This is a genomic window from Nocardia barduliensis (assembly GCF_013315795.1).
GTDB classification, from domain to species: Bacteria; Actinomycetota; Actinomycetes; order Mycobacteriales; family Mycobacteriaceae; genus Nocardia; species Nocardia barduliensis.
In genome coordinates, this window is record NZ_JABLTE010000005.1 from 60,055 (window position 1) to 85,507 (window position 25,453).

Annotated in this window: 19 protein-coding genes and 1 other RNA gene; 13 read left to right on the top strand and 7 right to left on the bottom strand. The window is 71.0% G+C overall.

The features are described from left to right. Window positions 1–62: 62 nt before the first annotated feature. Window positions 63–980, top strand: a complete 918-nt coding sequence (locus tag HOV91_RS03930) for a cobalamin biosynthesis protein (RefSeq protein ID WP_174184045.1) — start codon at window positions 63–65, stop codon at window positions 978–980. A 194-nt stretch (window positions 981–1,174) separates the two neighbouring features. Here the strand turns inward: HOV91_RS03930 and HOV91_RS03935 are convergent, their stop codons facing one another. Further along, window positions 1,175–2,077 carry an SURF1 family cytochrome oxidase biogenesis protein gene (locus HOV91_RS03935; RefSeq protein ID WP_174184046.1) on the bottom strand — a complete coding sequence of 301 codons (903 nt, stop codon included), beginning with the start codon at window positions 2,075–2,077 and terminating at the stop codon, window positions 1,175–1,177. Further along, window positions 2,077–2,595, bottom strand: coding sequence for a low molecular weight protein-tyrosine-phosphatase (locus tag HOV91_RS03940; protein WP_174184047.1), 519 nt, complete (start codon window positions 2,593–2,595; stop codon window positions 2,077–2,079). Before HOV91_RS03940 ends, HOV91_RS03935 begins: the two co-directional genes overlap by 1 nt. Window positions 2,596–2,639: 44 nt before the next feature. On the opposite strand from HOV91_RS03940, the gene cobC reads away from it, so the two are divergent. From cobC to HOV91_RS03985, 9 genes are all read left to right on the top strand, one after another. Then, window positions 2,640–3,680, top strand: a complete 1,041-nt coding sequence (gene cobC / locus HOV91_RS03945; protein WP_174184048.1) for an Rv2231c family histidinol phosphate aminotransferase CobC — start codon at window positions 2,640–2,642, stop codon at window positions 3,678–3,680. A 136-nt stretch (window positions 3,681–3,816) separates the two neighbouring features. Continuing rightward, window positions 3,817–4,935, top strand: a complete 1,119-nt coding sequence (locus tag HOV91_RS03950; RefSeq protein ID WP_174184049.1) for a Nif3-like dinuclear metal center hexameric protein — start codon at window positions 3,817–3,819, stop codon at window positions 4,933–4,935. A gap of 136 nt (window positions 4,936–5,071) precedes the next feature. Then, the gene (locus HOV91_RS03955) at window positions 5,072–5,716 is read left to right on the top strand and encodes a hypothetical protein (RefSeq protein WP_174184050.1); all 645 of its coding nucleotides are present in this window, start codon (window positions 5,072–5,074) and stop codon (window positions 5,714–5,716) included. Window positions 5,717–5,788: 72 nt separating this feature from the next. Beyond that, entirely contained in the window at window positions 5,789–6,526 is a 738-nt protein-coding gene (locus HOV91_RS03960; RefSeq protein WP_174184051.1) for a zinc ribbon domain-containing protein, read from the top strand. Between the two features lie 34 nt (window positions 6,527–6,560). Then, a complete protein-coding gene (locus HOV91_RS03965; RefSeq protein WP_174184052.1) occupies window positions 6,561–7,748 on the top strand; it encodes a bifunctional RNase H/acid phosphatase in 1,188 nt (395 codons plus the stop codon). Window positions 7,749–8,056: 308 nt separating this feature from the next. Next, window positions 8,057–10,528: an FAD-dependent monooxygenase gene (locus HOV91_RS03970; protein ID WP_174184053.1), complete on the top strand. Its 2,472-nt coding sequence runs from the start codon at window positions 8,057–8,059 to the stop codon at window positions 10,526–10,528. A gap of 177 nt (window positions 10,529–10,705) precedes the next feature. After that, entirely contained in the window at window positions 10,706–17,944 is a 7,239-nt protein-coding gene (locus HOV91_RS03975) for a non-ribosomal peptide synthetase (protein WP_312884456.1), read from the top strand. A gap of 295 nt (window positions 17,945–18,239) precedes the next feature. Beyond that, entirely contained in the window at window positions 18,240–18,827 is a 588-nt protein-coding gene (locus HOV91_RS03980) for a GNAT family N-acetyltransferase (protein ID WP_174184055.1), read from the top strand. After that, window positions 18,824–19,507, top strand: coding sequence for a hypothetical protein (locus HOV91_RS03985; RefSeq protein WP_174184056.1), 684 nt, complete (start codon window positions 18,824–18,826; stop codon window positions 19,505–19,507). Before HOV91_RS03980 ends, HOV91_RS03985 begins: the two co-directional genes overlap by 4 nt. 6 nt (window positions 19,508–19,513) lie before the next feature. On the opposite strand, the gene HOV91_RS03990 is transcribed toward HOV91_RS03985, so the two are convergent. From HOV91_RS03990 to HOV91_RS04005, 4 genes are all read right to left on the bottom strand, one after another. Next, a complete protein-coding gene (locus HOV91_RS03990) occupies window positions 19,514–19,975 on the bottom strand; it encodes a GNAT family N-acetyltransferase (RefSeq protein ID WP_174184057.1) in 462 nt (153 codons plus the stop codon). Window positions 19,976–20,023: 48 nt separating this feature from the next. Next, window positions 20,024–20,596, bottom strand: coding sequence for an NUDIX hydrolase (locus HOV91_RS03995; RefSeq protein ID WP_174184058.1), 573 nt, complete (start codon window positions 20,594–20,596; stop codon window positions 20,024–20,026). A 113-nt stretch (window positions 20,597–20,709) separates the two neighbouring features. Then, on the bottom strand, window positions 20,710–21,228 hold the full coding sequence (locus tag HOV91_RS04000; protein WP_174184059.1) for a TrmH family RNA methyltransferase: 519 nt from the start codon (window positions 21,226–21,228) through the stop codon (window positions 20,710–20,712). A gap of 164 nt (window positions 21,229–21,392) precedes the next feature. Further along, entirely contained in the window at window positions 21,393–22,280 is an 888-nt protein-coding gene (locus HOV91_RS04005) for an alpha/beta hydrolase (protein WP_174184060.1), read from the bottom strand. Window positions 22,281–22,316: 36 nt separating this feature from the next. Here HOV91_RS04005 and rnpB point away from each other — a divergent pair. Next, window positions 22,317–22,734, top strand: an RNA gene (gene rnpB / locus HOV91_RS04010) — RNase P RNA component class A. Window positions 22,735–22,833: 99 nt separating this feature from the next. Here rnpB and HOV91_RS04015 read toward each other — a convergent pair. Next, window positions 22,834–23,205 carry a hypothetical protein gene (locus HOV91_RS04015; RefSeq protein ID WP_174184061.1) on the bottom strand — a complete coding sequence of 124 codons (372 nt, stop codon included), beginning with the start codon at window positions 23,203–23,205 and terminating at the stop codon, window positions 22,834–22,836. A gap of 450 nt (window positions 23,206–23,655) precedes the next feature. Between HOV91_RS04015 and HOV91_RS04020 the strand changes: the two genes are divergently transcribed. Together HOV91_RS04020 and HOV91_RS04025 are read left to right on the top strand one after the other, a co-directional pair. Beyond that, a complete protein-coding gene (locus HOV91_RS04020; RefSeq protein WP_246349801.1) occupies window positions 23,656–23,970 on the top strand; it encodes a hypothetical protein in 315 nt (104 codons plus the stop codon). 15 nt (window positions 23,971–23,985) lie between these two features. Continuing rightward, complete coding sequence (locus HOV91_RS04025) at window positions 23,986–25,437, top strand: RNB domain-containing ribonuclease (protein ID WP_174184063.1); 1,452 nt, start codon at window positions 23,986–23,988, stop codon at window positions 25,435–25,437. Window positions 25,438–25,453: the final 16 nt, after the last annotated feature.

Sequence of the window (25,453 nt, forward strand, 5' to 3'; positions counted from 1 at the left end):
ACATGGGTTCGAGCGGTGAGCCGTGTGCGCAGGACCGCCCGCCCACCCGATAACCTCGCCGGGTGCAGAAGGGGACCTCCACCGCGATCGGGCTGCTGCTCGGATTCGCGCTCGACCGGGCGTTCGGCGATCCGCGGCGATGGCATCCGGTGGCCGGATTCGGTTCCGCGGTGACGGCTCTGGAATCGGTGACCTACGCCGACCGGCGCGCGGCGGGGCTGGTGCACGAGGCGCTGGCCGTGGGCGCGGTGGCCGGTCTCGGCATGGCCGTGCGGCGCGGCGGGGTGGTGTCGACCGCGGTGGCGACCTGGACCGTCCTGGGTGGACGCAGTTTGGCCCGGACCGGCCATGCGATGGCCGACCGGTTGGCGGACGGCGACGTGGAAGGCGCTCGCGCGCTGCTGCCCTCGCTGTGCGGCCGCGATCCGCAGGCGCTCGACGCCGACGGCCTCGCCCGCGCGGCCCTGGAGTCCATCGCCGAGAACACCTCCGACGCGGCAGTGGCCCCCGTGGTCTGGGGCGCCGTGGCGGGTGTACCGGGTTTGCTCGGCTATCGCGCGGTCAACACGCTCGACGCGATGATCGGCTACCGCAACGAGCGCTACCGGCGTTTCGGCTGGGCCGCCGCGCGCGTCGACGACGTGGCCAATCTGATTCCGGCGCGCCTCACCGGTTTGCTCACCGCCGCCCTCGCGCCCATGATCGGCGGACGGCCCGCGGCGGCTCTCGACGCTTGGCGACGGGACGCCGCCGAGCACCCCAGCCCCAATGCCGGCGTTGTCGAAGCAGCGATGGCCGGGGCGCTGGGCGTTCGACTCGGCGGCCGCACGCAGTACCCGCACGGCGTGGAACTGCGGCCCGTCCTCGGCGACGGCCCGGCCCCCACCGTCCACGACCTGCGCCGCGCGGTCCGCCTCTCCGAGGCCGTGCAACTCGCCGCCACCCTGCTGGCCGCCGCCGCCGCCGCGATCAGGCGCTGATCGGTTTCACGCGGGTCCGCGCGGTCCGGTTGCGTCGCCGGGGCAGGGATCGGCGGTGGCCGTGGACATCGAGCTCGCGATGGGCTGCGGCTCCCGGAGCAGCGGGGCGGAGCTGCGGCCGCGAGGGGTGCCGGGCGCGGGTCTGCTGCGACCGGAAGCCGCGAAGCCGGGGTTGTGGCCTCGAGCCGCCGGGGTCAGCCGCGCCCGCGGCCGTAACGGTCGGCGAGGCGAGCTTCCGTGGTCGGTGCGGCGGGTGGGGGCGGCGTGGTCGCCGGGCTCGGCTCGGACCCGGGTGGTTCGACGGGAGACCTTGTGCCGGAGGGTTGTGCGGCGGCGGCCTTTTCCTTTCTTCGTTCCCGGATCTCGGCGTAGACGAAGTAGCCGAGGCCCAGCGGCGCCATGATGCCGAAGGCGAGCCACTGGAGGCCGTAGGACAGGTAGGGGCCCGCGTCGAGCTGGGGCAGCGGAGTCGGGGTGAACACGCCCGGTTGGTTTTCGCTCAGCTGTAGGTAGCCGCCGCGGTCGCCGGTCGGGAGGGTGGTCAGGGGCTGGTCGAGGACCGCCGACTCCTGGGTGGTGTCGATGGAGTACACCTGGCGGTAACCGTCCTGGACGCTCGGGTCCTTGCCGGGCGTGACGCCCTCGGACATCCGGACGCGGGCCTCGATGCGCTGCGGTCCGGCGGGCGGCTCGGGAATCCGCGGCGGGCGCGTGCCGTCCACCGCCGACACCAGCCCGCGGTCGACGAGCAGCACCCGGCCGTCGTCCAACCGGAAGGTGGCCAGCACCGCGTACCCCGGAGCGCCGTCGAGGTGGCGCAGCCGCACCAGCACCGTCGAGTCCGGGACATAACTGCCGGAGGCGGTGACGCGCCGCCACTCGGTGGGCGTGCCGCCGCCCGACTCGGCGAGCACGGCGGTGACGTCGACCGGCTCGGCCTTCACCGAGTCGGCGATCAGCTGGTTGCGGTGCGAGGTGGCCGTGTTCTTGCCGAGCTGCCACGGCGCGAGCACGGTGAAGCACAGGTAGGCGAACGCGGCGACCAGCACCGCCAGGATCAGCCAGCTGGGACGCAGGAGGAAGGCGAGCCTGCGCATCAGAATCGCTCGTCGGCGAGCAGGCGGGGATCGGGCGGTTCGGCGGCCAGTTCGGCGCGCACCCAGTCGAGCAGGCCGGGGACGGCGGCCTCGATCTGGGCGCGCACGAGTTCGAAGTCGGCCGCGTCGCCGTAGTAGGGGTCGGCCACGTCCTGCCCGTCGGCCTCCGGGTCGAAGGCGCGCAGCAACCGCAGCCGCTCGGCCGGGATGCCCAGCCGGGCCAGGTCGCGCTGGTGCGAGCGGTCCAAGGCGATCACCAGGTCGGCGTCGCTGTGCTCGGCGCCGAACACGGCGGCGATGTGGCCGGTCGGGTACCCGTACTTGCGCAGGGTCGCGCTGGTGCGCGGGTCGGCGTCGGCGCCGACGTGCCACGAACCGGTGCCCGCGCTGCTGACCCGTACCCGATTGGCCAGTCCGGCCCGGTACAGGTGCGACGCGAAGATCTTTTCCGCCATCGGAGAGCGGCAGATGTTGCCGGTACAGACGAACGAGACGTGCAGCTGACCCACGCCTGCCATTCTGGCCGGTCCCGCTACGGGACCGCCACGTAGGGTGTGGTCTCGTGGCCGAGGACACCGTCGATCGCGCGAAACTGCGTCACCACGGCGACGTGGACGCGCGCCCCGGCATGCTCGACTTCGCGGTGAACGTGCAAGGGATCGCGCCGCCGGAGTGGCTGCGGCGGCGACTGGCCGCGCGCCTGTCCGATCTGGGTCGCTATCCGAGCGCCGAGGACGCCGAAGCCGCCCGCCGCGCGGTCGCGGCCCGGCACGGCCGCGTTCCCGGCGAGGTGTTGCTGTTGGCGGGCGCCGCGGAAGGGTTCGCGATGCTGCCGCGCCTCGCGCCGCGATCGGCCGCGGTGCTGCACCCGTCGTTCACCGAGCCCGAACTCGCGCTGCGCGAGGCCGGTGTCCCCGTGACCAGGGTGCTGCTACGGCCGCCCTACCGGCTCGACCCCGCCGCCGTGCCCGCCGAGGCCGACCTGGTGGTGCTCGGAAACCCCACCAACCCGACCTCGGTGCTGCACCCGGCCGACGCCATCCGCGCCCTGCGCAGGCCCGGTCGCGTCATCGTGGTCGACGAAGCGTTCGCCGACGCGGTGGCGGGCGAACCGGAATCCCTGGCCGCCGACACCGCGCCCGACCTGCTCGTGCTGCGCAGCCTCACCAAGACCTGGGCGCTGGCCGGGCTGCGCTGCGGCTATTTCCTCGGAGCGCCCGAGGTGCTCGACCGGCTCGGCCACGGGCGCCCGCACTGGCCGCTGGGCACCTTGCAATTGGAGGCGATCACCGCCACCGCGAGCCCCGCGGCCGTCGCCGAAGCCGGGCGCCGAGCCGAGACGCTCGCCGGGCACCGCGCCGCGATGATCGAGCGCCTGACCGGCGTCGGCGTCGACGTCCACACCCCGGCGGAAGGCCCGTTCCTGCTGCTCCGCGTGGCGGACGGCGAACTGCTGCGCAAGCATCTGGCCGCGGAGGGCATCGCGGTCCGCCGCGCGGACACCTTCCCCGGTCTCGGCCCGGATCATCTGCGCGTCGCGGTCCGTGCCACCGCGGAGGTCGACCGGCTGGTCGCCGCGATCCGGTCGGCGGACGCACGGTGAGCGCGCCCTCGGCCTGCGCGACGAGGTCGCGGATCCGACGCCGTGCGCTCGGGCGGTGGGCGAGCCCTCGAACCCGCACCGCTCCGGAAACGAACGCGGGGCGGCAGTACTGGAGCGACGTGAAGGAAGGTGGACGATGACCACGCTCGCGGATCTCATCGGGGTGCTCGACGCGGCCTACCCGCCCGCGCTGGCCGAGGCGTGGGACTCGGTCGGCCTGGTCTGCGGTGACCCGGCCGAGGAGCTGACCCGAGTGCTGTTCGCGGTCGATGCGACCGCGGCCGTCGTGGATGAGGCGATCGACTGGCGCGCGCAGGCCCTGGTGGTGCACCACCCGCTGCTGCTGCGCGGCGTCGACACCGTCGCGGCGAGCACGCCGAAAGGCGCCCTGCTGCACCGGTTGATCCGTTCCGGCTGTGCGCTGTTCACCGCGCACACCAACGCCGACTCCGCCGCGCCCGGCGTCTCCGACGCGCTCGCCGAAGCCCTCGGGCTCACGGTGACCGGTCCGCTGGACGCCAAACCCGAGTCGGCCGTGGACAACTGGGTGATCCAGGTGCCTCGCACGCACACCGATGCCGTACTCGCCGCGCTCTTCGCCGCGGGTGCGGGCGGGAGGGGGTCTTGCGACTGTGCGCTGCGGGTACCCGCGACGGGGCAGTACCGTCCGGTGGAAGGCGCGACTCCGGAGGAGGGCTCGCTGGGCGAACTCCGGCAGGTCGAAGCGGACCGGGTGGAGGTGGTCGCCCCGACCGCGGTGCGCTCGGCCGTGCTCGCCGCGCTGCGCGCCGCGCATCCCCACGAGGAACCGGCGTACCACATCAGCGAACGCGCCCAGTTGCCGTCGTCGCTCGGCATCGGCCGGGTCGGCACGCTGCCGGAACCGGAATCGTTGCGCGCGTTCACCGATCGGGTGGCCCGTTCTCTGCCACACACCGCGTGGGGCGTGCGCGCCGCCGGAGACCCGGATCGCAATGTCTACACCGTCGCGGTGTGCGGGGGAGCGGGCGACTCCTACCTGAACAAAGCCACCGGGCTCGGCGTCGACGTGTACCTCACCTCCGATCTGCGCCACCATCCGGTCGACGAGCACCTGCGCGCGGGCGGTCCGGCGCTGGTCGACGCCGCGCACTGGGCAACCGAATTCCCTTGGTGCGCGCAGGCCGAAGCGCTCGTCCGAAACGCCTTGCCGGGCCTGGAGACCAGGGTGTCCACCTTGCGCACCGACCCGTGGACGGTGCGCGCGTCCAGCTGAGGGCCGCGGGCGCGCGTCCGATGCCGTTGTCCCCGCGGCGAACTGGCGACGGCGTGTCGGGGCGTGTCCGCGCCGTGCCGGAACTGGATGGGCGTTTCGGGTGAATCGAGTAGTTCGTGCGGGGTACAACTACCGCATGAACTTCCCGGTTGATTTCGGGCTCGTGCAGATCGGGCTGATCCTGCTGCTGGTCGTCGGTGTGGCGCTGATCGTGTCCGGCCTGCTCGCCGCGCGCCGGGTCGGGCTGCGGGCGCTGCTCGCGCGCGGGACGGGTGGACTCGCGTTGTTGCTGGTCGCGGCGGTGTTGCTGTGGATAGCGACGCTGCTGCAGACGTATCTCGGACTGACCGGCGAGATCAAGGCGGCCCATGTGGTGGCCAAGCCGGTGCCGGGTCAGGAACACCAGCTCGACGTCGACCTCACCCTCTACGGCGACGACGACCACCCCGAACAGCGCAAGACCTACCGGGTCGAGGGTGACATGTGGGTGCTGCAATCGGGCATCGTCGAGCTGGAACCGTGGGTGAACGCCCTGGGCTTCCATTCCGGCTACCGGATCAGCCGGTTGTACGGTCAGCGCCTCGACGGCGTCGCGACCACGCAGAACCAGATCTTCCTCAACGACGGCGACCGCGACTTCTTCGCCGACATGCGCGAGGGCCGCTGGTGGACCCAGCCGTTCGTGCGCTCCGCCTACGGCAACGCGGTGATCGCGGTCCCCGGCGAATACGACGTCTACATCTCGCGCGACGCCATCAAAACTCGCGCCGTCGGCGGCTGACGCGGGTCCGCCGGTCCGGCGGGGTACGGTTGAACACCAGTCCCGTCCACCCCGTCCAGGAGTTTGTCCGCGTTGAATGTCGAACCCACGATCCAGGCCGAGCTGCTGCGGCTCGCCTCCGTCGACGCCGAGCTGACCCGGATCGCGCACCGGCGCACCGTGCTGCCCGAGCAGCAGGAGGTGGCCCGGTTGGAGGCCGAGCGCAACGCGCACAAAGACGCCGCGGTGGCGGTGGAGATCGTGCTGGACGACCTCGACCGCGACATCCGCAAGCTGGAGGGCGAGGTCGAGGCGGTGCGCAAGCGCGAGGACCGCGACAAAGGCATGCTCACCGCGGGAACGGTGAACGCCAAACAGCTTTCGGAGATCCAGCACGAGCTGGGCAGTCTGGAGCGCCGCCGCTCGGTCCTGGAGGACGAACTGCTCGAGGTGATGGAGCGGCGCGAGGCCTCCGCCGCCGACCACGAGCACGCGGGCGCCCGGTTGAGCAAGACCGAGGACGAGCTCGCGAACGCGCAGCGACAGCGCGACGAGGCGCTGGCGGATCTGGACGTCGCGCAGACCCGCTGCGACACCGATCGCGGCGTCGTGGTGGCGAAGCTGCCCGCGGAACTGCTCGCGATCTATGACCGCCAGCGGCAACAACACGGCGTGGGCGCCGCGCTGTTGCAGGCTCGTCGCTGCGGTGCGTGCCGCATCGAGCTCGACCGCGGCGAGATCGCGCGCATCGCCAAGACCGCGCCCGACGTGGTCGTGCGCTGCCCCGAGTGCGGCGCGATCCTGGTCCGGACCAAGGAATCGGGGCTGTGAGCTGGTCGCGACCGGGCGCCGGGGAAGCCCGGCGATGAGCTTTCCCGAAGTGATCATCGAAGCCGACGGCGGTTCCCGGGGCAATCCCGGCCCGGCCGGATACGGAGCGGTGGTCTACGACGCCGACCACGTCCGGGTGCTCGCCGAGCGCCGGGAGTTCCTCGGCATCGCGACCAACAACGTCGCCGAATATCGCGGGTTGATTGCCGGATTGGAGGCGGCCGCGGAACTGGGCGCCGAGTCGGTCGTGGCGCGCATGGATTCCAAGCTGGTCGTCGAGCAGATGTCCGGTCGCTGGAAGATCAAGCACGCGGCCCTGATCCCGCTGGCCGACCGCGCCCGCAGGCTCGCCGCCGGGTTCGCGCGGGTGACCTACACCTGGATTCCCCGCGCGGAGAACGCCGCCGCCGACCGCTTGGCGAACGAGGCCATGGACGAGGGCGCGGGGCAGGACCGTGCGGCCGCCGCGGACACGCGGTCGGCCGAGGCCGCCGATCCGGCCCTCGCGGTGACCGAACGCGATCTGCCGAGCTGGATCGATGAAGTCAGGGACGCCGGCGCCGCGCAGCCGACGCCCGCGCAGTACAGCCCGGGCTGGACCGGCGCCACCGGTCGTCCCACCCGTTTGCTGCTGCTTCGCCATGGGCAGACCGAGTTGTCGCTGCAGCGCCGCTATTCCGGCCGCGGCAACCCGCCGCTCACCCCGCTGGGCCGGGAGCAGGCCGCGCGCGCCGCGAAGATGCTCGCCGCCAAAGGCGACATCACCGCCGTGGTCAGCTCTCCGCTCGGCCGGGCCAGGGAGACCGCCGAGGCGGCGGCCACCGCTCTCGGAGTTCCGGTCGAGGTCCACGGCGGGTTGATCGAGACGGACTTCGGCGTGTGGGAGGGGCTGACCTTCGCGGAGGCCGCGCAGCGCGACCCCGGCCTGCACGCGCGCTGGATCGGTGATCCCACCGTCGCCGCGCCCGGCGGGGAGAGCTTCGTGGAGGTCGAGCGGCGGGTGGACGCGGTTCGGCGCGACCTGGTCGAGCGGTATCCGGGCGCGAACCTGGTGGTGGTCAGTCATGTGACCCCGATCAAGACGCTGCTGCGGCTGGCCCTCGACGTCGGGCCCGCGCTGCTGTATCGGTTGCACCTGGATCTGGCGTCGCTATCGATAGCGGAGTTCTATCCCGACGGCGGGTCGTCGGTGCGTCTGGTGAACGATACGTCCTACCTCTGAGGGCGCCGCGGGGCCGGAATCGAGGGCGAACGGGGTGCGCGGACCGCGAATTATGCCCTATTGCAACACATTTGCGTTTCACATTCGCGCGATGCGGTGAATCTCACTTCAACTCTGCCTTGCGCGCCCAGTAGCGGTAGGCTTCCGGACGGTCAGGCACAGGCGTCCTACGGCCTGCCTGGCCGGGGTCTACGCACGTCCTCGGTCAGTGCTGTTCGCGGGACGATGGTTCGCGGGCAGCGGCGCCCGCAGGCCGCGTCGTAGGAAGCACCTGTGCCGTCGAGTGGTTCGATGAGAGTGCAGGTTCGATGAGCAGTCCGATCAAGGTTGTCGTTCTCGGGGCGGGGATCGGAGGGCTCACCACCGCTGCCGCCCTGCGGCATGCGGGATTCGGCGTCGAACTATACGAAGCGGGTCCGCAGCTGCGGGCCCAGGGTTTCGGACTTTCGGTGCAGGCCAACGGGATCAACGCGCTGCGTACCCTCGGCCTCGGCATCGATGAGCAACTGCTCGAACTCGGCGGCCGGGTGGAGACCTTCCGCTTCTGTAACCCGGACGGCAGCCCGATCCGAGTGCTTCCGGTGCACCGGCTCGACGCCCAGCTCGGCGCACCCGCCGTGGCGCTGCACCGCACCGACCTCCATGACGTGCTGCTGCGCGCGATCGGCGACACACCGACTTTCGTAGGCGCGCAAGCCACTCGCTTCGTGGACGACGGCGAGCACGTGCGCGTCGAGTTCGCCGACGGCCGGATCGCCGAGGGCGATCTGCTCGTCGCCGCCGACGGCATCCACTCGGTGGTGCGCGCCCAGCTGCACGGTCGCGCCGAGCCGCGCCCCGGCAATTTCGTGTGCTGGCTGGCCTGCATCCCGTTCGAGCATCCCAATGTCGCGCGCGGTCTGTCGGCGCATTTCTGGGGCACCGGAATGCGTTTCGGCATCCACGACATCGGCCACGGCCGGGTGTACTGGTGGGGCACCAAGACGCTGCCCGCCGAGGAGGCCGCGAACTGGCAGGGCGGCAAAGAAGACCTGCTGCGCCTGTACGCCGATTGGGCGCCGGAGGTGCGCGCCTGCATCGAGCAGACCGACGAATCGGCGATCCTGGCCGTGCCCGCGCAGGACCGCCCGCCGCTTCCGCAGTGGGGCCGCGGCCGGGTGACGCTGCTCGGCGACGCGGCGCACCCGATGCTGCCCAGTCTCGGCCAGGGCGCCAACGCGGCCATCGAGGACGCGGTGGTGCTGGCGAGCGTGCTGCGCAACTGCCTGGATCCGGTTGCGGGCCTGCGCCGTTACGAGAAGCTGCGGGCCGAGCGCACCGCCATGTTCGTCAACGGGTCGGCCTCGCTGGCCAAGATCGAGCAGACCACCGACCCGCGTCTGGTGCGGGTGCGCGACACCTACTTCCGGCACGCGCCCACCGAATTCTTCCTGCGCGAGCTCGGCAAGCCGATGTCCTTCCCGCCGCCGGACGGGCCGACCGCCCGGCTGCCGCGCCCGCTGTCACCGGTCGAGCGCTGGCATTGGATCGCCGATCAGCTCGCGCCGCTGCACATCCTGTCGCGCGTGCGGATCCGGGGGCACGTCGAGGTCGAGCAGATCCGCGCGGGCTTGGACGAGGTGCAGCGCCGACATCCGCTGCTGCGGGTCGCGGTCGCCGCCGAACCGGACGGCACCGCACCGCGTTTCGTGCCGGTGCAGGCGCCGATTCCGCTGCGCGTGATCGAATCCGAGGACAGCACGAACTGGCTGGCCGAGGCCGACGAGGTGGAGCTGCGCGAGCCGTTCGACTGGCGTACCGGCCCACTGGCCCGAGCGGTGCTGATCAAGGAGACCGACGGCACCAACGAGCTGATCGTCACGCTGCACTACGCCATCGCCGACGGGGAGAGCGCGCTGTCGGTGGCCAAGCAGGTGCTCCAGGTGGCCGCTGGGGAAGCGGGCGACTTCTCGCCCGCGCCGGTGCGCCCGGGGCCGGAGGAGCTGTTCCCGCCGCGTTTCCGAGGAGCGGGCGGTGCCCTGCGCACCGCGAGTTCCTTCCTGCGTGACCAGAAGTCGCAGCTGCGCAAGCCGCGCAGGCTGGAGCCCACCTCGCTGGCGCCGCCCGCGCAGCGGCGCAGCCGGGTCGTGCACCGCAGCCTCGACGCCGACCGGCTCGACGCGCTCACGGCGGGATGCGCCCGCCACGGCGTCGGCCTGCACGCGGCGCTGTCGGCCGCGCTGCTGATCGCGGCGGCCAGGGAGGCGGGCACCGAGAAGGCCACCTGGTACACCGTCGGCAGCTCGGTCGATTTCCGCGACCATCTCGACGGCGCCGCCGCCGACACCGAGGTCGGCACCTACCAGGGCATGATCGCCACCCCCGCGAAGTACGCGCCGTGGGCCTCGCTGTGGGAGATCGCCGCCGAGATCGAGCGCGAGTACGGCGCGCGGATGCAGCGGCGCGATCACCTGTCCGCGCTGAACCTGCTGAAGGTGGCCGCGCCGAAATCGGTGGCCGCCAGCGCGTCCACGGTGAAACTCATGGACACCCGCGGCCCGGGTCATCTCTGCATGACCTACCTGGGCAGCTACCCCTTCCCGGACAAGGTCGGCTCGTGGCAGCTGGAGGGCGCGCAGTTCGTCTCCGGCATGTCCGTCAGCGGCTTCATCATGGCCACCGCCAACGCGACACACAACGAGCTGTCCTTCAACATCGGCTACGTCGAGCCCGCGGTCTCGCGAGACCGAGCCGATCGCCTGGCCGACGAAAGCGTGCGCGCGCTGCTGTCGGCTTGCTGACCGGCCCGCATACACCGCGATACAACAGCAGAGTCGCGGCATCGGCAAAGCCGATGCCGTGATTCGCGATATCGATAACTGGATAAGTGTGGTAGCAGCTTTGCGTGTCAGCGATCAGGGTGGGCTTGGTTAGATCCGCGCACGGCCGGTGCCGCGACTGTCGCGATAGGAGTGACTGTGACATCCGAACCGAGTGCTACTTCCGAAAGACCTCTCGAGGCCTGGCCGGTCAGCGCGTATCAGCGAGACGTGTTGTCGGTCGCCTACCGGTATGCCCCGGCACCGGTGACCAGAAACGCCTACTGCGCGTTCCTGGACGAGCCTTTCGATATGGCCAGGTTGCGGGCGGTGGTGCGGAGGGCGCTGCTCGGTGACGACGCGTTGCGGCTCCGGTTCGAATTCTCCGAAGGCCGTTTCTGGCAGTGGGTGTCCGACGAGCTACCCGAAGTCGAACTGGTCGATCTCAGCTGGGCCTCCGACCCCGCCGCGGCACGCCGGGACTGGGTGAACCGGGCCAACGTGACACCGTCCCCGCCGCGGCAGCCGTTCCGGATCGCGGCGCTGGTCGACGGCCCCGACCACTTCCATCTCTACGTGGCGATGCACCACGCGATGATCGACGGCTGGGGCGTGAACGCGCTGTGGAGCGCGCTGGTGGACAACTACAGCCGCACGGATCTGCCGCTGGACCAGCTCGCCGAACCGGACCCGGCGACCGAGCAGACCGACCGCAGCGCGGCCACCTACCGCAAGATCGCCGCCGAGCACGAGGAGTACCTGTCCTCGCCGCAGTGGGTGGCCGACCGGGACGCGCTGGTGCGCCGTTTCGAAGGCGTGGTCCCAGCACTGTTCTCCGGCCGGGCGAGCACCCCGAACGTGAACCGGGGACGCAGGCGCGTGGTCGTGGAGCCCGCCTTCCTCGACCGGATCCGGGCCACCGGCTTCTCGGTCTTCGCGTTCACCGTCTCGGCGCTGGCCGCGTACCTGACCACCATCCACCGCTCCGAGGAGGTGGTGATCGGGGTCCCGATGCTCAACCGGCACAGCGCGGAGACCTTCCGCACCTCCGGTCACCGGACGAACGTGGTGCCCCTGCGCATCCGGGTCGACCCGGCCGAGCCGCTGTCGGCGGTCGCGACCGAGGTGGCCGCGCAGATCCGGGAACTCAAGCGCTACGAGCGTTTTCCGTACGGTGACCTGGCCCGTGCGCTCAGCAGTGATCCCACGGCGCCGCCGCTGTTCGACGTGGCCTACTCCTATATCAAGATGCCGCCGTCGGATCACCTCGACAAGATTCTCGGCACCCTCGACATCGTCAATCCGGGCACGGTGCTCGAGGCGCTGAACATCCTCGGTGTCGAGCACGCCCGTGACGGCTCGCTGAACCTTCAGCTCTACTACGACCGGGATGTCTTCGACGAGAACTTCCCGTTCGAATCGGTCGTGCGCGGCATCGGCGCGCTGCTGGTCGCGGCGCTGGACCGGCCCGCGGCGCCGATCTCGGCGTTGCCGCTGATGCCCGCGCGGGAACTGGCCGCCATCGCCGCGTTCGAATCCGGTCCGCGCGAGCAGTTCCCGTACACCACGATCGACCGGCTGTTCGTCGAGGCGGCCGCCGCGCATCCGGAACGTGTCGCGATCGAACCGGTCGCGGGTTCGGGAGAGCAGCCGCTGCGTTACGGCGAATTGTCCGCGCTGGCCGACGGATTCGCCGCCGAGCTGCGCGCACTGGGCGTGACCGGCAACGAATGCGTCCCGGTGGTGCTGAACCGCTCGACGGAGATGCTCGTCGCGATCTTCGGCGTGCTGCGCGCGGGCTGCGCGTATGTGCCGCTTGACCCGGACTTCCCGGCCGCCCGCATCGAGACCGTGCTCGCCGACTGCGGGGCACGCTTCGTCGCGGCGGGGCCGCGGCATCGAGCCGTCTTCGACAAGCTGGGCGTCACCCGGATCACGGTGGCCGACATCGGCGCGGCCCGCGGCGTCGAGAATGTCTCGCACCCGGCGGATCTCAGCTATCTCATCTACACCTCGGGCTCCACGGGCGTGCCCAAAGGCGTGATGATCGAGCACCGATCGGTGGTGAACCGTCTGACCTGGATGCAGCGGCGCTACCCCCTGCACGCCACGGACGTGATCCTGCAGAAGACACCGGTCACCTTCGACGTGTCGGTGTGGGAACTTTTCTGGTGGGCGATCACCGGCGCGCGGGTGGCGCTCTTGGAGCCGGGCGGGGAGCGCGATCCGCGCCGCATCGCCGAGGCGATAGCCGCGCACGCGGTGACCGTGTTGCACTTCGTGCCGTCCATGCTGGCCGCCTTCGTCGACGAGCTCGCTGCCGATCCGGCGACGGTCGCGCGGATCGACAGCGTGCGGCGGGTGTTCTGCAGCGGCGAGGCGTTACCACCGGCGCTGGTGCGCCGGTTCCACGCGGTCTTCGCCGCGGCCGGGGCCACAGCGCCGCAGCTGGTGAATCTCTACGGTCCGACCGAGGCCACCGTGGACGTGTCCTATTTCGACTGCCCGCCCGGCGACTCGCTGGACGTGCTGCCGATCGGCCGCCCCATCGACAACATCGATCTGCTCGTGCTCGACGACACCGGCCGCCGCGTGCCGGTGGGTGTGCCGGGGGAGTTGAACATCGCGGGCGTCGGCGTGGCTCGCGGCTACCGGGGCAGGCCCGAGCTGACCGCGGCGGCGTTCGTCGACGACCGCGCGGTGCCGGGACGCCGCCGGTACCGCACCGGTGACCTGGCGCGGTGGCTGCCGGACGGCAACCTCGAGTACCTGGGCCGCTTCGACGACCAGGTGAAGATCCGCGGCAACCGGATCACGTTGGGCGAGGTGCACAACGCCATGCTCGGCTGCGCCGGCGTGCGTGCGGCGGCCGTGGTGGACGAGGTCTCGGAGGCACACGGCGTGCAACTGGTCGGCTATTTCGTCGGGGCGGACGTCTCCGGCGAGGAGATCGCCGAGCAGCTCGCGGCCACGCTGCCCCGCTACATGGTGCCGTCCCGGCTGATCCGGGTGGACCGGATCCCGCTGACCCGCAATGGCAAACTGGATCGCCGCGCGCTCGCCGCGCAACTCGTCCTCGGCCACGGCGCCGAGCCGGTCGCGGGCGGCGGCGAGCCGCGCACCGCGGTCGAAACCCGGCTCGCGCGGGTCTGGCGCACGGTGCTCGGCGTCGAGTCGATCGGCGTGCACGACAACTTCTTCACCCACGGCGGCGATTCCATCCTCGCCCTGGCCGTGCGCACCGCCGCCGAACGCGACGGGCTCTACTTCGACGTGGACGCCTTCTACCAGGCCCCGACCATCGCCGAGCTGGCCCGTGTGGTGCGCGACAGCGGCCACGGTGACCGCGCGCACATCGGGACCGCCCTGGAGACGGTGCCGCTGATCGACCGCGCCGCACTGCACCGGGTCGAGGACGCGTTCCCGGCCACCGCCCTGCAACTGGGCATGCTGTATCACAGCATCGAGCGCGCCGACTCGGTCACCTATAAGGACGCGTTCCGCTATCGACTCGAAATCCCCTGGGACGCAGCGCTATTCCGAGAGGCTGTGGATCGGCTGGTGCGGCGCCAGCCCGCGCTGCGCTCGTCGTTCGAGCTGAGCAGGTATTCGGTCCCGCTCCAGGTCGTGCACGTCGCGCCGCCCTACGAGCTGGAGATCGTCGACCTCGGCGAGATGGACGAGGCGGACGGGGAGGACCTGATCGAGATCTATCTCCAGGAGCGCACGCACGCCCACTACGACTTCTCGGTCGCCGCGCTGTTCGCCATCCGGGTGTTCGTCCGCCCCGGTCCGCAGGACCCGGTCGCGACCGTCGACCTGGTACTGAGCTTCCACCACGCCATCCTGGACGGTTGGAGCGTCGCCACCTCGGTGCTGGAACTGCTGCTGGACTACCTGAACCACCTCGGCATGACCCGGACCCGGATCGAGGCCACGCCGCATCCGGCCACCGTGCTCGCCGAGTACGCGCGGGCCGAGCAGGGCGCCGCGCACGACACCGCCGCCCGCGAGTACTGGCTGACCGCCCTCGCCGGGGCCGAACCCACCGCGCTCACCGCGCTCGGCGTGCACCAGCCGGTGGTCGCGGGCGTGCCGCAAGCGCGGGCGCTGGTGCCGCGCGGGCTGGCCGAGCGGGTCTCGGCATTCGCCGCGCGTCACCAGGTTCCGGAGAAATCGGTCTACCTGGCCGCGCACTGCCTGGCATTGCGGGCGCTCACCGGGCGCACGGACGTCACCACCGGCGTGGTGAGCCACGGTCGCCCCGACCGTGCGGGTGCCGAGCGGGTGGCGGGGCTGTTCCTCAACACGCTGCCGATCCGGTTGGACAGCACGGCGACCACTTGGCGCGCGGCGGTGGAGCAGATCGCGCGCCGGGAACGCGAGGCCTATCCGTTCCGCCGCTACCCGCTGCGCTCGATCCTCGCCGACGGCGGGCCGGTCTTCGAGACGGCGTTCAATTTCGTCAACTACCACGTCTTCCAGCCCATGCTGGTGCTGGACGGCGTACGCCTGCTGGACTTCGACGCCCGCGAGGAGACCAACTTCCAGCTCCTGGTCACCGCGGCGACCGACCCGCGCGACGGCCGGATGTGGCTGCGGGTCGACGGGGACCACACGCTGACCGCCGAGCAGTGCGAGACGGTGGCGCTCACGCAGCTGCGCATGCTGGCGGGCATCGTCGCCGACCCCGATACGGCGATCGACCGTGGCGTCGGCCCGGCCACCGCCCGCGACGTCGGCACGCTGGTAGCCGAGGCCGCCGCGCTCAACCCCACCCGGGTCGCCCTGGCCGGCGACGACGAGACGGTCACCTACGACGAGCTGATCGAACGCTCCGATCGGCTGGCCCGCCGCCTGGTCGGGCTCGGAGTGTCGCCGGGCGACCGGGTCGGCATCCTGATGGGGCGTCGCCCGCGACTGGTGCTGCTGGTGCTCGCACTGACCCGCATCGGGGCCGCGTGCGTTCCACTGGATGTCAGCTACCCGCGGGCCCGGCTGAACCTGATGATCGACCGCGCCCGCCCGCACCGGGTGATCGCCGACGCCGCCTATCGCGACATCGTGGACGACGCCGCCTTGGTCCTGGACACCGCCGCGCTCTTCGACGATGCCGCGCCCGACGCGGAGGTGGCCCTGCCCGACCACGTCTCGCCCGACGCGGTGGCCTACGTGCTGTTCACTTCCGGGTCGACCGGCGAGCCCAAGGGCGTCGCGATGCCGCACCGCGGCCTGACCTCCCTGGTGGACTGGCAGAATCGCGCGTCCACCGGCACCGGGTTGCAGAGCACGCTGCAATTGGCGCCGTTGAGTTTCGACGTGTCGTTCCAGGAGATCTTCACCACCCTCGCGGCCGGTTCCACCCTGCGGGTGAGTTCGGCCGACCTGCGATCGAATGTCGAGCAACTGCTGAACACGGTGGTGGAGGAGGGCATCGAGCGGCTGTTCCTGCCGTATGTGGCCCTGCAGGCGTTCGCCGAGGCCGCCGTGGGGCGGCGGATGTTCCCCACCGAACTGAAGGTGCTGATCTCCTCCGGTGAACAGCTGCGCATCACCGACGAGATCCGCGCGCTGTGCAAGGTGGTTCCCGGCCTGGTGCTGGAGAACCAGTACGGCCCTACCGAATCCCATGTCGCGACGAAGTTCACGCTGACCGGCCCGGCCGACGAGTTCCCCGCCCTGCCGCCGATCGGCCGCGCCGTCGACGGTGACACCGTGGAACTGCTCGACAGCGCGCTGCGCCCGGTGCCGGACGGCGTCATCGGCGAGATCTATCTCGGCGGCCGCAGCATCGCCCGCGGTTACGAGGGCAGGCCCGCGCTCACCGCACAGCGGTTCGTCGCCACGCACGCGGGCGGAATCCGCTACCGCACCGGTGACCTGGGTGTCCGACTATTCTCCGGCGACATCGTCTGCCTGGGCCGCAGCGACAGTCAGGTGAAGATCCGCGGCTTCCGGGTGGAGCCCGCGGAGGTGGAGCTGTGCATCCTCGGGTTGGTCGAGAAGTTCCCCGGCATCACCGAGGCCGCCGTGGTGGCGCGCGGTTTCGGTGGGATCGACGGTTCGCTGATCGCGTTCCTGGTCGGCTCGGCCGAACAGACCGACCTCGCCGCGCTGCGGCACGACCTGCGTTCGGTGCTGCCCGCGCACATGGTGCCGTCGCGGTTCGTCTGGCTCGACGAACTGCCCCGCACGCCCAGCGGCAAACGCGACGACGCCACGCTGCGCGCCTACGGGGAGGACGCCACGGATTCGGTGGCGGCGCGGCGGGAACCGGCCGACGAGTACGAGCGGTCGGCGGTCGAACTGCTGGCCGAGTACGCGGGGTTGCGCGCGATCGGGGTGGACGACGACTTCTTCGCCGCGGGCGGCACCTCGATCGGTGCGATGCGCGTGGTGATGGCGCTGTCGCGCCGCTGGGGAGTCGACGTGCCGCTGGACGCGTTCATCGGCGCGCCCACCGCCGCCGGGCTCGCCACCCTGGTGCGGGCGGGCGACGTCCAGCGCACGTTCGACCCGCTGGTGCCGATCAGCGTGGGCGGCGCCAAGCCGCCGCTGTTCCTCGTGCACCCGATCGGCGGCAACGTGCTGTGCTACCTGGCTCTCGCCCGGTACCTGGACCCGGACCGCCCGGTGTACGGGTTGCAGGCGGCGGGCGCGGACGCGGGTAGCGCGCCGGAGAAATCCATTCCCGCGATGACCGAGTCGTACCTGGAGGCGGTGCGACGGGTGCATCCGGTGGGTCCGTACCACCTGGCGGGCTGGTCGTTCGGCGGCTACGTCGCCTTGGAGATGGCCCGCAGGCTCCCCGAGCACGAGGTGTCCAGCGTGACGCTGCTGGACACGATGGCGCTGCGCGCACGCACGCGAACGCCGATCCCGGAGGAGAAACTCATCCGGTGGTTCTTCCTCGAACTGCTCTGGTACGCGCGGGGAAGCCAATCCGCCCTGGTCGATTTCGAGCCCGACGTGCACAATTCCGAGGATTTGTTCGCGGCGATGCTGGAGGAGTCGGTGCGGTCGGGCATCCTGCCCGCCGACAGCTCACCGCAGGCGATCCGGCGGCTCTACGAGGTGTTCTTCGCCAACTACTCCGCGATGCTGGAGTACAAGCTCGAGCCGTACGAGCGCGACATCACGCTGCTGCGCGCCACCGAGGGGCTGCCGCCGGGCGTCGACCTGGCGCACAAGACCGTCGGCAGCATGTTCGACAGCGCCGACAACGGCTGGAAACAGTACGCGGCGCGCCGGTTCACCGTGATCGACGTGCCGGGCGATCACTTGAACATGATGACCGAGCCGAACATCGGGGAGCTGGGGCTGCGGCTGGACGAGGTGCTCTCGGCCGCCGACCCGGACCTGGACCGGGAGTGGGACGAATCCATGCTGGACGCCTGAGTCCGTTCACGCCTTCGCCGCGGCCGCCGCACGCAGCGCGGCCGCGGCGAAGGCGTCGGTGCGGCCATGACCTCCGAGGTTATCGAGACGCCCCCGTTCGGCCAGCAGGGTGGGTGCCGGACCCGACCGGTTCCGGCGGATCGACCGACAGGACGCCTTTCCGAGCCGGAGATCACCACGATTCGCTTCCCGCTCGCCGATGTGGCGATCGTGGTGACTCGACAGCGACTCCGGTCTCGTCGGCGTGCCGGAAATCCGTTGCGCACGCCGACGCCGAGCACGTAGAGAAGTCCCGGTGGACGTCTACACACCCGAGATCAGGTTGCTCGCTCCCGACGACTGGGCGGTGTTCCGGCGCGTCCGGCTCGCGACGCTGGCCGACGCGCCGCAGTTCTTCGGCACCACGTTGGCCGAGGCGCAGGCTCGCACCGAGTCCGAATGGCGGCACGCGCTGTCGGATCGGGCGCAATTCGTGGCCGAGTCGGGCGGTGCCGAGCTGGGGACCGTCGCGGGCATGCTCGATTTGGAACGCGGTGGCGTGCACCTGATCTCGATGTGGGTGGCGCCCCGGGCGCGGGGAACCGGTGTGTCCGACCGCCTGGTCCGCGCGGTGCTCGACTGGGCAGTGGCCGGCGGGCACCGGGTGGTGCGCTTGGAGTTCGTCGAGCACAATGCCTTCGCCGAGCGGCTCTACCTGCGCAACGGCTTCGTGCGGACCGGGGTGAGCGGGCCCGTCGCCCCGGGCGACCCACGACAGGAATTCGAGATGGAGTGGCGCCCGCTCGAGTCCGGTTTGCCCACCCATCCCCCGGGTATCCGGGCCTCGACGGCAGCCGAGACATCCGTCCCGCATCGCGACGCCGAGGACAGGAGACAGCGATGAACGATCGCAAACCCGCGGACAAGGGGACCGACGACGCAACGGGCACGCCGGAGTTCTCCGGTGGGCCGGACGACGCGGCGCGGCTGTCCCACGGTGCGGCCGCCGGAGCGAATGGGGACGCCGAGCCGGGCACGGCACGGGGAACGACGGACGCGCCCGCGGGGGCGAGCGGCGCCGAAGCGCGGAAGACCGAACCGGACACGGGCGATGCGGCGCAGGTCGCGGAGAGCGGTCGTGCCGCCGGTGCGGGTGGGGAGCCGGAGACGGTGAGTTCGGCGCAGTTCCCGGAGGCTACGGCTGCGAAGCCGGGCGGTTCTGCGGGTGCGGGTGGGGAGCCGGAGACGGTGAGTTCGGCGCAGTTCCCGGAGGCCACCGCTGCGGTGCCGGGCGATACCGCGGCGGCTGGAAAGGTGGAGCCGGAATTCGCGCGATCGTCGGCCGCGGACGACAGCTGGCACGACACACCGATCGCGGAGTCCGTGCGCCGCGCTACCGAGCGCGCCGAGCAGGTGCAGGCGGATGCCGCCACCGCAGCCGAACGGGGCGCGGCGGGAGTTCCCGGACCGGTGAGCCGTCCGGGCCGCACACTCTTGGAAACCTTCCGCGACAAGCCCATCCTCGCCGCGATACCCGCCTCGGTCCTCGCCTTCATCTTCTGGCGCGCGTTCCGCGGCCGCTGACCCGCGTCACACGCGACGTCGATAGACCTGCCGGGAACCGCCGTCCGGCCCGGCAGCCGCGCCTTCGGCGGGATGGAACCCCAGATTCTGGTAGAACGCCCGCGCGCCGCTCGACGCCGCGCCGGGATGATCGGGCCCGAAGGTGATCGCCTCGAGCGTGCCGGGGCCGAGCACGAACCGGCGGATCGCATCCGTGGTCAACGCCCGGCCGATGCCGTGCCCGCGCGCCTGCTCCGCGACCACCAGCCAGTGCACCCGATACACCGGCGGCTTCGCGCCGAACATCAGGCCGCCGAGCACCTCCGCTCCCGCGGACCGGGCGACGAGCGCCGTCCCCCGCTGGACGTGCCGCAACACCGCGGCACGAAACCCGGCGTCGTCGGCCGCCGCACCGAACCAGTGCTCGACCTGCCCCGCCAGTTCGACGAATCCGGCGAGGTCGTCCTCGCGCGCAAGCCTCACAATCATTCGCGCCATGGTGACAGCATCGGCCCGGTCCGTCGACTCGAGACGGTCTCAGTCGGCGGCTCGTCGCAGCGCGATGTCGAGTTTGGTCAGGAAACGTCCGAAGTGAGGGTCGGCGTCGGGCAGGGCGAATCCGTCGACGTCGCACCAGCGCGAACCGTCGAACTCGCGCGGATCGAGGGTGTGGCCGCCGGTGCGGTCACCACGGATGACGTACCAGAGGCTGACGTCCTCGTGCGCGCTGCCCGAGCCGACGGTGGTGGTGACGGTGACCAACAGCGGATCCTGCCCCACGACGTCGAACCGCGCCTCGACGCCGATCTCCTCGGCCGCTTCGCGCCGCGCGGTCTCGAGCGGATGCTCGCCGGGGTCGACGTGTCCTCCGGTCGGCAGCCACAGCCCGGCGAGGCGATGCTTGCCGAGCAACACCGCCCTTGCCTTCGGATCGACCAGCACGACATAGGAAACCAGGTGCCGCGGTGGCGTCGCAGGTTTCACCCGGCGGAATATGTCGTCGGTCGACGCGAGCCAGGCCAGCGTGGTGTCGATGTGCCGCTGCTCGAGTTCGTCGAGGGGCACGATCCGATGCACGATCTCGGCGACCGCGGCGGTAGCGGAATGCATGGGCCGCAACGGTAGCGCCGGGCACCGACAGCTTCAGCCGTCCGGCTCGACGGGCCGCAGTCGCGAGGTGTCCGTCGCGGCGCGGTCCAGCGCGTCGGCGGCCGCGGCGCGGCTCAACACAGCCCGGCGAGCTTGTACAGCACCAGGGATCCGGCGACCGCCACGTTGAGGCTGTGTCCGGTGCCCACCATCGGGATCTCGACGGTGACGTCGGTCAATTCGAGCCCTTCCGGGGGAATCCCGCTGACTTCGTGACCGAGGACCACGACGGTGCGCCGCCGGGCGGCGGGCAGGTCGGCCAAACGGATGGATTCGTCGGTCAGTTCGACCCCGACGATCGCCGAGCCGCCGTCTCGTTGCCGGGCGAGCCACCGCTGTACCCGTCCCTCGATCCAGTGCACGCAGGACCGGTGCCGCAATGTGTTGCCGTGCGCCAGCGCGTCGGGCACCCACGGCAGGCGCGGAACAGCCAGGCATGCCCCGACGGCGTCGCAGGTGCGCAGCAGCGTGCCCAGATTGGCGCTGTGTTTGGGCCACAGCGGGGCGACGAGCAAATGGTTCCAGCAGCCATGGGCACGCCTGCGGCGCTGTCCGCGCAATTCCGGGCGGGTGCGCAGCCGCGGGGCGCTCATACGGAAACGGGAAAGGCCTTCCCTTGGCAGAGAAAGAAATTCATGAAGACGATGCTTCGCGGCGCATCGGGGCCATCACCGAGGGCGCAATGCCCGGGATCTATCTCGACAACATGATACGCCATCGGATGGGTGGCCCGGCTACCGAGCCGGGCCACGAACGGCTAGGGGCGCAGCACCGACACCAGGAATTCCGTCTGGTCGTAGACGGTCTTCTCGAAGACCTCGTCGAAATAGATGTCGAAATGCCCGGCCGGATAACGCTTCACCACCGCGTGCTTGGTGCGTTCGGCGGCGCGCAGCGCCGATTTCACCGGCGCCACGGAGTCGTCGTCGCACAGCGCGTACAGCACCGGCATCTTGAGCGCCTTCGCGCGTCGCCCCGGCGCGTCGAAGAGTGCGGAGAACGCCACGCGCGCGGCCACTTTCGGCTCGTAGGTCTCGCTCTCGTCGGTCAGCCTGCGGAAGCCTTCCGGCACGTCCGGCGCGCTCATCAGCGCCGCGGCGCGCTTGCGTCCGGCGAGCCGGATGCCGATCGGCTTGCGCCGGATCGGCCCGAGCAGCAGGTCGGTGGCCGCGATGGTGGCCACCTTGATCGTGCTGATCGGTCCTTTGGCGAGCGCCGAGGACAGTCCGCTGGTGAACGGCACCTGTGCGACCACGGCCGCGATGTAGGCGTCGTCGGGCGCGACCGACAGCACGTGTCCTCCGCCGAACGACGTGCCCCACAACGCGATCCTGGTCGCGTCGATGCCGCGCAGCGTGCGCGCGTACGCGATGGCGGCATGCCAGTCTTCGCGCTGCCGCGCGATGCTCAGCAACTGGCGCGGTGTGCCCTGGCTCGCGCCGAAGTGCCGATAGTCGAATGCCAGGACCGCCATCCCCGCGGCGGCGAAGCGCCGCGCGTACCGATCCAGTCCCATTTCCCGATTGGCCCCCAAGCCGTGTCCCATCACCACTAGCGGGCGGGGTTTGGGTGCGCCGTCCGGGCGATATAGCCACGCCGCGCACTGTTCGCTTCCGGAAGGGAAGCCGACCTCGACACGTTCCATGGCCACCAACCGTACCCAGTATCCTGTTCTCGCGGACGAGTTGGTCGGGCGGCCGCGGCGCTGGGAACGGGCACTGTGGTGCCGCCGCCCGGCGCCGAGGAAAGTCCGGACTCCACAGAGCAGGGCGGTTGCTAACGGCAACCCGGGGTGACCCGCGGGAAAGTGCCACAGAAAACAGACCGCCCACGGCCTTCGCGGGCCGTGCGGTGAGGGTGAAACGGTGCGGTAAGAGCGCACCAGCGCCCCGGGTGACCGGGGCGGCTAGGTAAACCCCGCCCGGAGCAAGGTCGAAGGTCGCACCGCAGGCGGTGCGGCTGCGCAGGCGTTCGAGGGCTGCTCGCCCGAGCTTGCGGGTGGACCGCTCGAGGTACCCGGCGACGGAGTGCCCAGATGGATGGTCGCCCCCCGGCCACACGGCCGGGGACAGGATCCGGCTTACAGACCAACTCGTCCGCCCGCTACGGCCTGCTTCGCACACCGGCTCGATTCCTCACCCGGTGTACGCGGTGCGAGGAATCGGCGGGTGTGCGAAGCACGCCGGAAAGGAGCGGGGTCAGCACATGAGTTTGGCCATTTGGTAGATCGCCTTGGCTTCCTCGGTGCTGGGCTGGGTGGCGCCGCCTGCGCGCTTGGTGATGTTCTTGACGACGTCGTCCTCGGATTTGCCCGCTTTGATGTCACCGCACGTTTCGGAAAGGATGTTCGCGATCTTCGCGTCGTCCTTGCCGTCGGCCAGCTTGGGGAACGCGCCGCGGAAGCTGACGACGAACGCGCCCGCTTTCACATTGTCGACCTGGGCGGCCGCCTGCGCCGCCGTCGTGGTGGCGGGGGAGGTGGCATCGCTGGTCTTGTCGCCGCCGCAACCGGTGAGGAGCAGGGCGAAGAGGGTGGCGCTGGCCGCGAGCGCGGCGGTAGTTCTGATCACGCAGCGGGATGCTAGCCGCCGACAACTACCGTCGCCTCCCGTCAGGTGAACGGGAGGCGACGAGTAGTGGGAGAACAATCGCGCGGTCAGACCGGGTTGATCACGAAAACCTGAGCCCAGTACGCGGCCTGCTCGGGGCCGAGCAGCGGCAACAAGTAGTCGAACAAAATCGATGACATAGGTGTGGAGCTCCCAATTGTCGACGTACGGGACATTTCCAAGGCGCGGGCGATCGCGACGCCCGTCACGGCGGGCCACGTTAGCAGCGTGAGAGCGCTCATGCCGTCGAGCGAGATTCCGGTGTGTCCGATTCGGGCGGAACTGGCCCAGATCGTGATCGACGTCATAAAGTAGTCGCCGTTGGCAATGCGCGGTGCAGGGCAGCACCGGGCTATTCATACTTCTGACGCGGGAAAGCAGGTCTCAACACATATGCGAGTAGTTCGCTCCATGGTCGCCGGCGCATTGGTCGCAGGCGCCGCTTCGATTTTCGCGGTGCTGGGTGCGGGTTCCGCCGGCGCGGTCGCGGTGACCCCGCTGCCGGGTGGGGTTCAGGTCGACCTCAGTCCCGCCGACACGGTATTCGTGCACCAGAACAACGTCGGCCTGGCCATCGCCGGGCTGCCGCATCCCTCGGCTGCCTCGTTCGGTCAGGCGTTGGACGCGGCGGCCGAGGTGTCGTCCTCGGTGCCTGGTGGCCGGGTCACCTTCACCGTCTACGGGCCGTTCGACCAGTTGAACGGCACCATGCTGGCGCTGCAGTAGGACCGGCGCCGAAGCGTGGAACTGCACCAGCGGATCGTCTCGGCGCCGGTCGATTTCGGCGCCATACGTTCCGAGTTCGGCCTGGCCTCGGCGTATCCCGCCGAGGCAGGCACGGAGGCCCGCGACGCGGTGGACGCGTTCGCGGGCGCCCGGGTCGATCGCACGGACATCCCGTTCGTGACGATCGACCCACCCGGGGCCATGGATCTGGACCAGGCCCTGCACATCGAGCGCACCCCCGGCGGTTTCATCGTGCACTACGCCATCGCCGACGTGGGCGCCGTGATCCCGCCCGACGGCGCACTCGCCAAAGAGTCCGTCGCCAGGGGCCAGACTTTCTATCTTCCCGACGGCGCCGTGCCGCTGCACCCGCGCGTCTTGTCGGAGGGGTCCGCGAGCCTGCTTCCCGACCGGGCGCGCCCGGCCGCGCTGTGGACCATCGAACTCGACGAGCGGGCCGAGCCGGTGCGGTGCACGGTGGTCCGGGCGCTGGTGCGCTCCCGGGCCCGGCTCGACTACTTCCGCGTGCAGGCCGACGCCGAGGCCGGTCGGCTGCATCCGTCGATCGCGGCCCTGCCGGAATTCGGCACGCGGCGCATCGAGGCGGGCTTGGCGCGCGGCGCGATCGGGCTGCGGCTGCCCGCACAAGCCGTGGTCGAGGACGAGCGCGCCGACGGGCACTGGCGGCTGGTGGTGCAGCCGCGCACCGCCGCCGACGACTGGAACGAGCAGGTCTCCCTGCTGACCGGCATGTGCGCGGCGCAGATCATGCTGAACGCGGACGCGCCCGCCGCGCAGCGGGTCGCGCTGCTGCGCACCATGCCGCCGCCCGCCGAGGCCGCGATCGATTCGATGCGCCGGACCGCGCAGGCGCTGGACGTGGCCTGGCCCGCCGGCGAAGCGGTCGGGCGGATGCTGGCCCGGCTGGACCCGAACACTCCCGCCGCGCTGGTGCTGATGTCCGAGGCGACCACCCTGCTGCGCGGCGCCTCCTACACCGTCGTCGACGGCGTGGCGGACGAGCCGCCCGCACCCGAGATGCTGCGCCACAGTGCGATCGGCGCTCCGTATGCGCACGTCACCGCCCCGCTGCGGCGGTTGTCGGACCGGTTCGCGACCGAGATCTGCCTGGCCAGGTGCGCGGGCGCGGAGGTGCCGCGCTGGGTGCGGGACGGCCTGGCGAGCGCGGCCGAGGCCATGCGGCGCAGCGACGGCGTCGCGAGCAAGATCGAACGCGCCTGCATCGACCTGACCGAGTCCACCTTGCTGGCGCCACGGACCGGTGCGGAGTTCGACGCCGTGGTGGTGCGCGAGGCCAACGGCAACCGGCCCGCGGTGGTCTTCATCGCTGATCCGCCGGTGCTCGGCCCGTGCGCTGGTCAGCCGCCGGAAGGGGAGACCGTGCGGGTGCGATTGGTGTCGGCGGACCCGAGGGAGCGGAAGGTGTCTTTCGCCTATCCGGCGTGAACGGGTACGCGCGCAA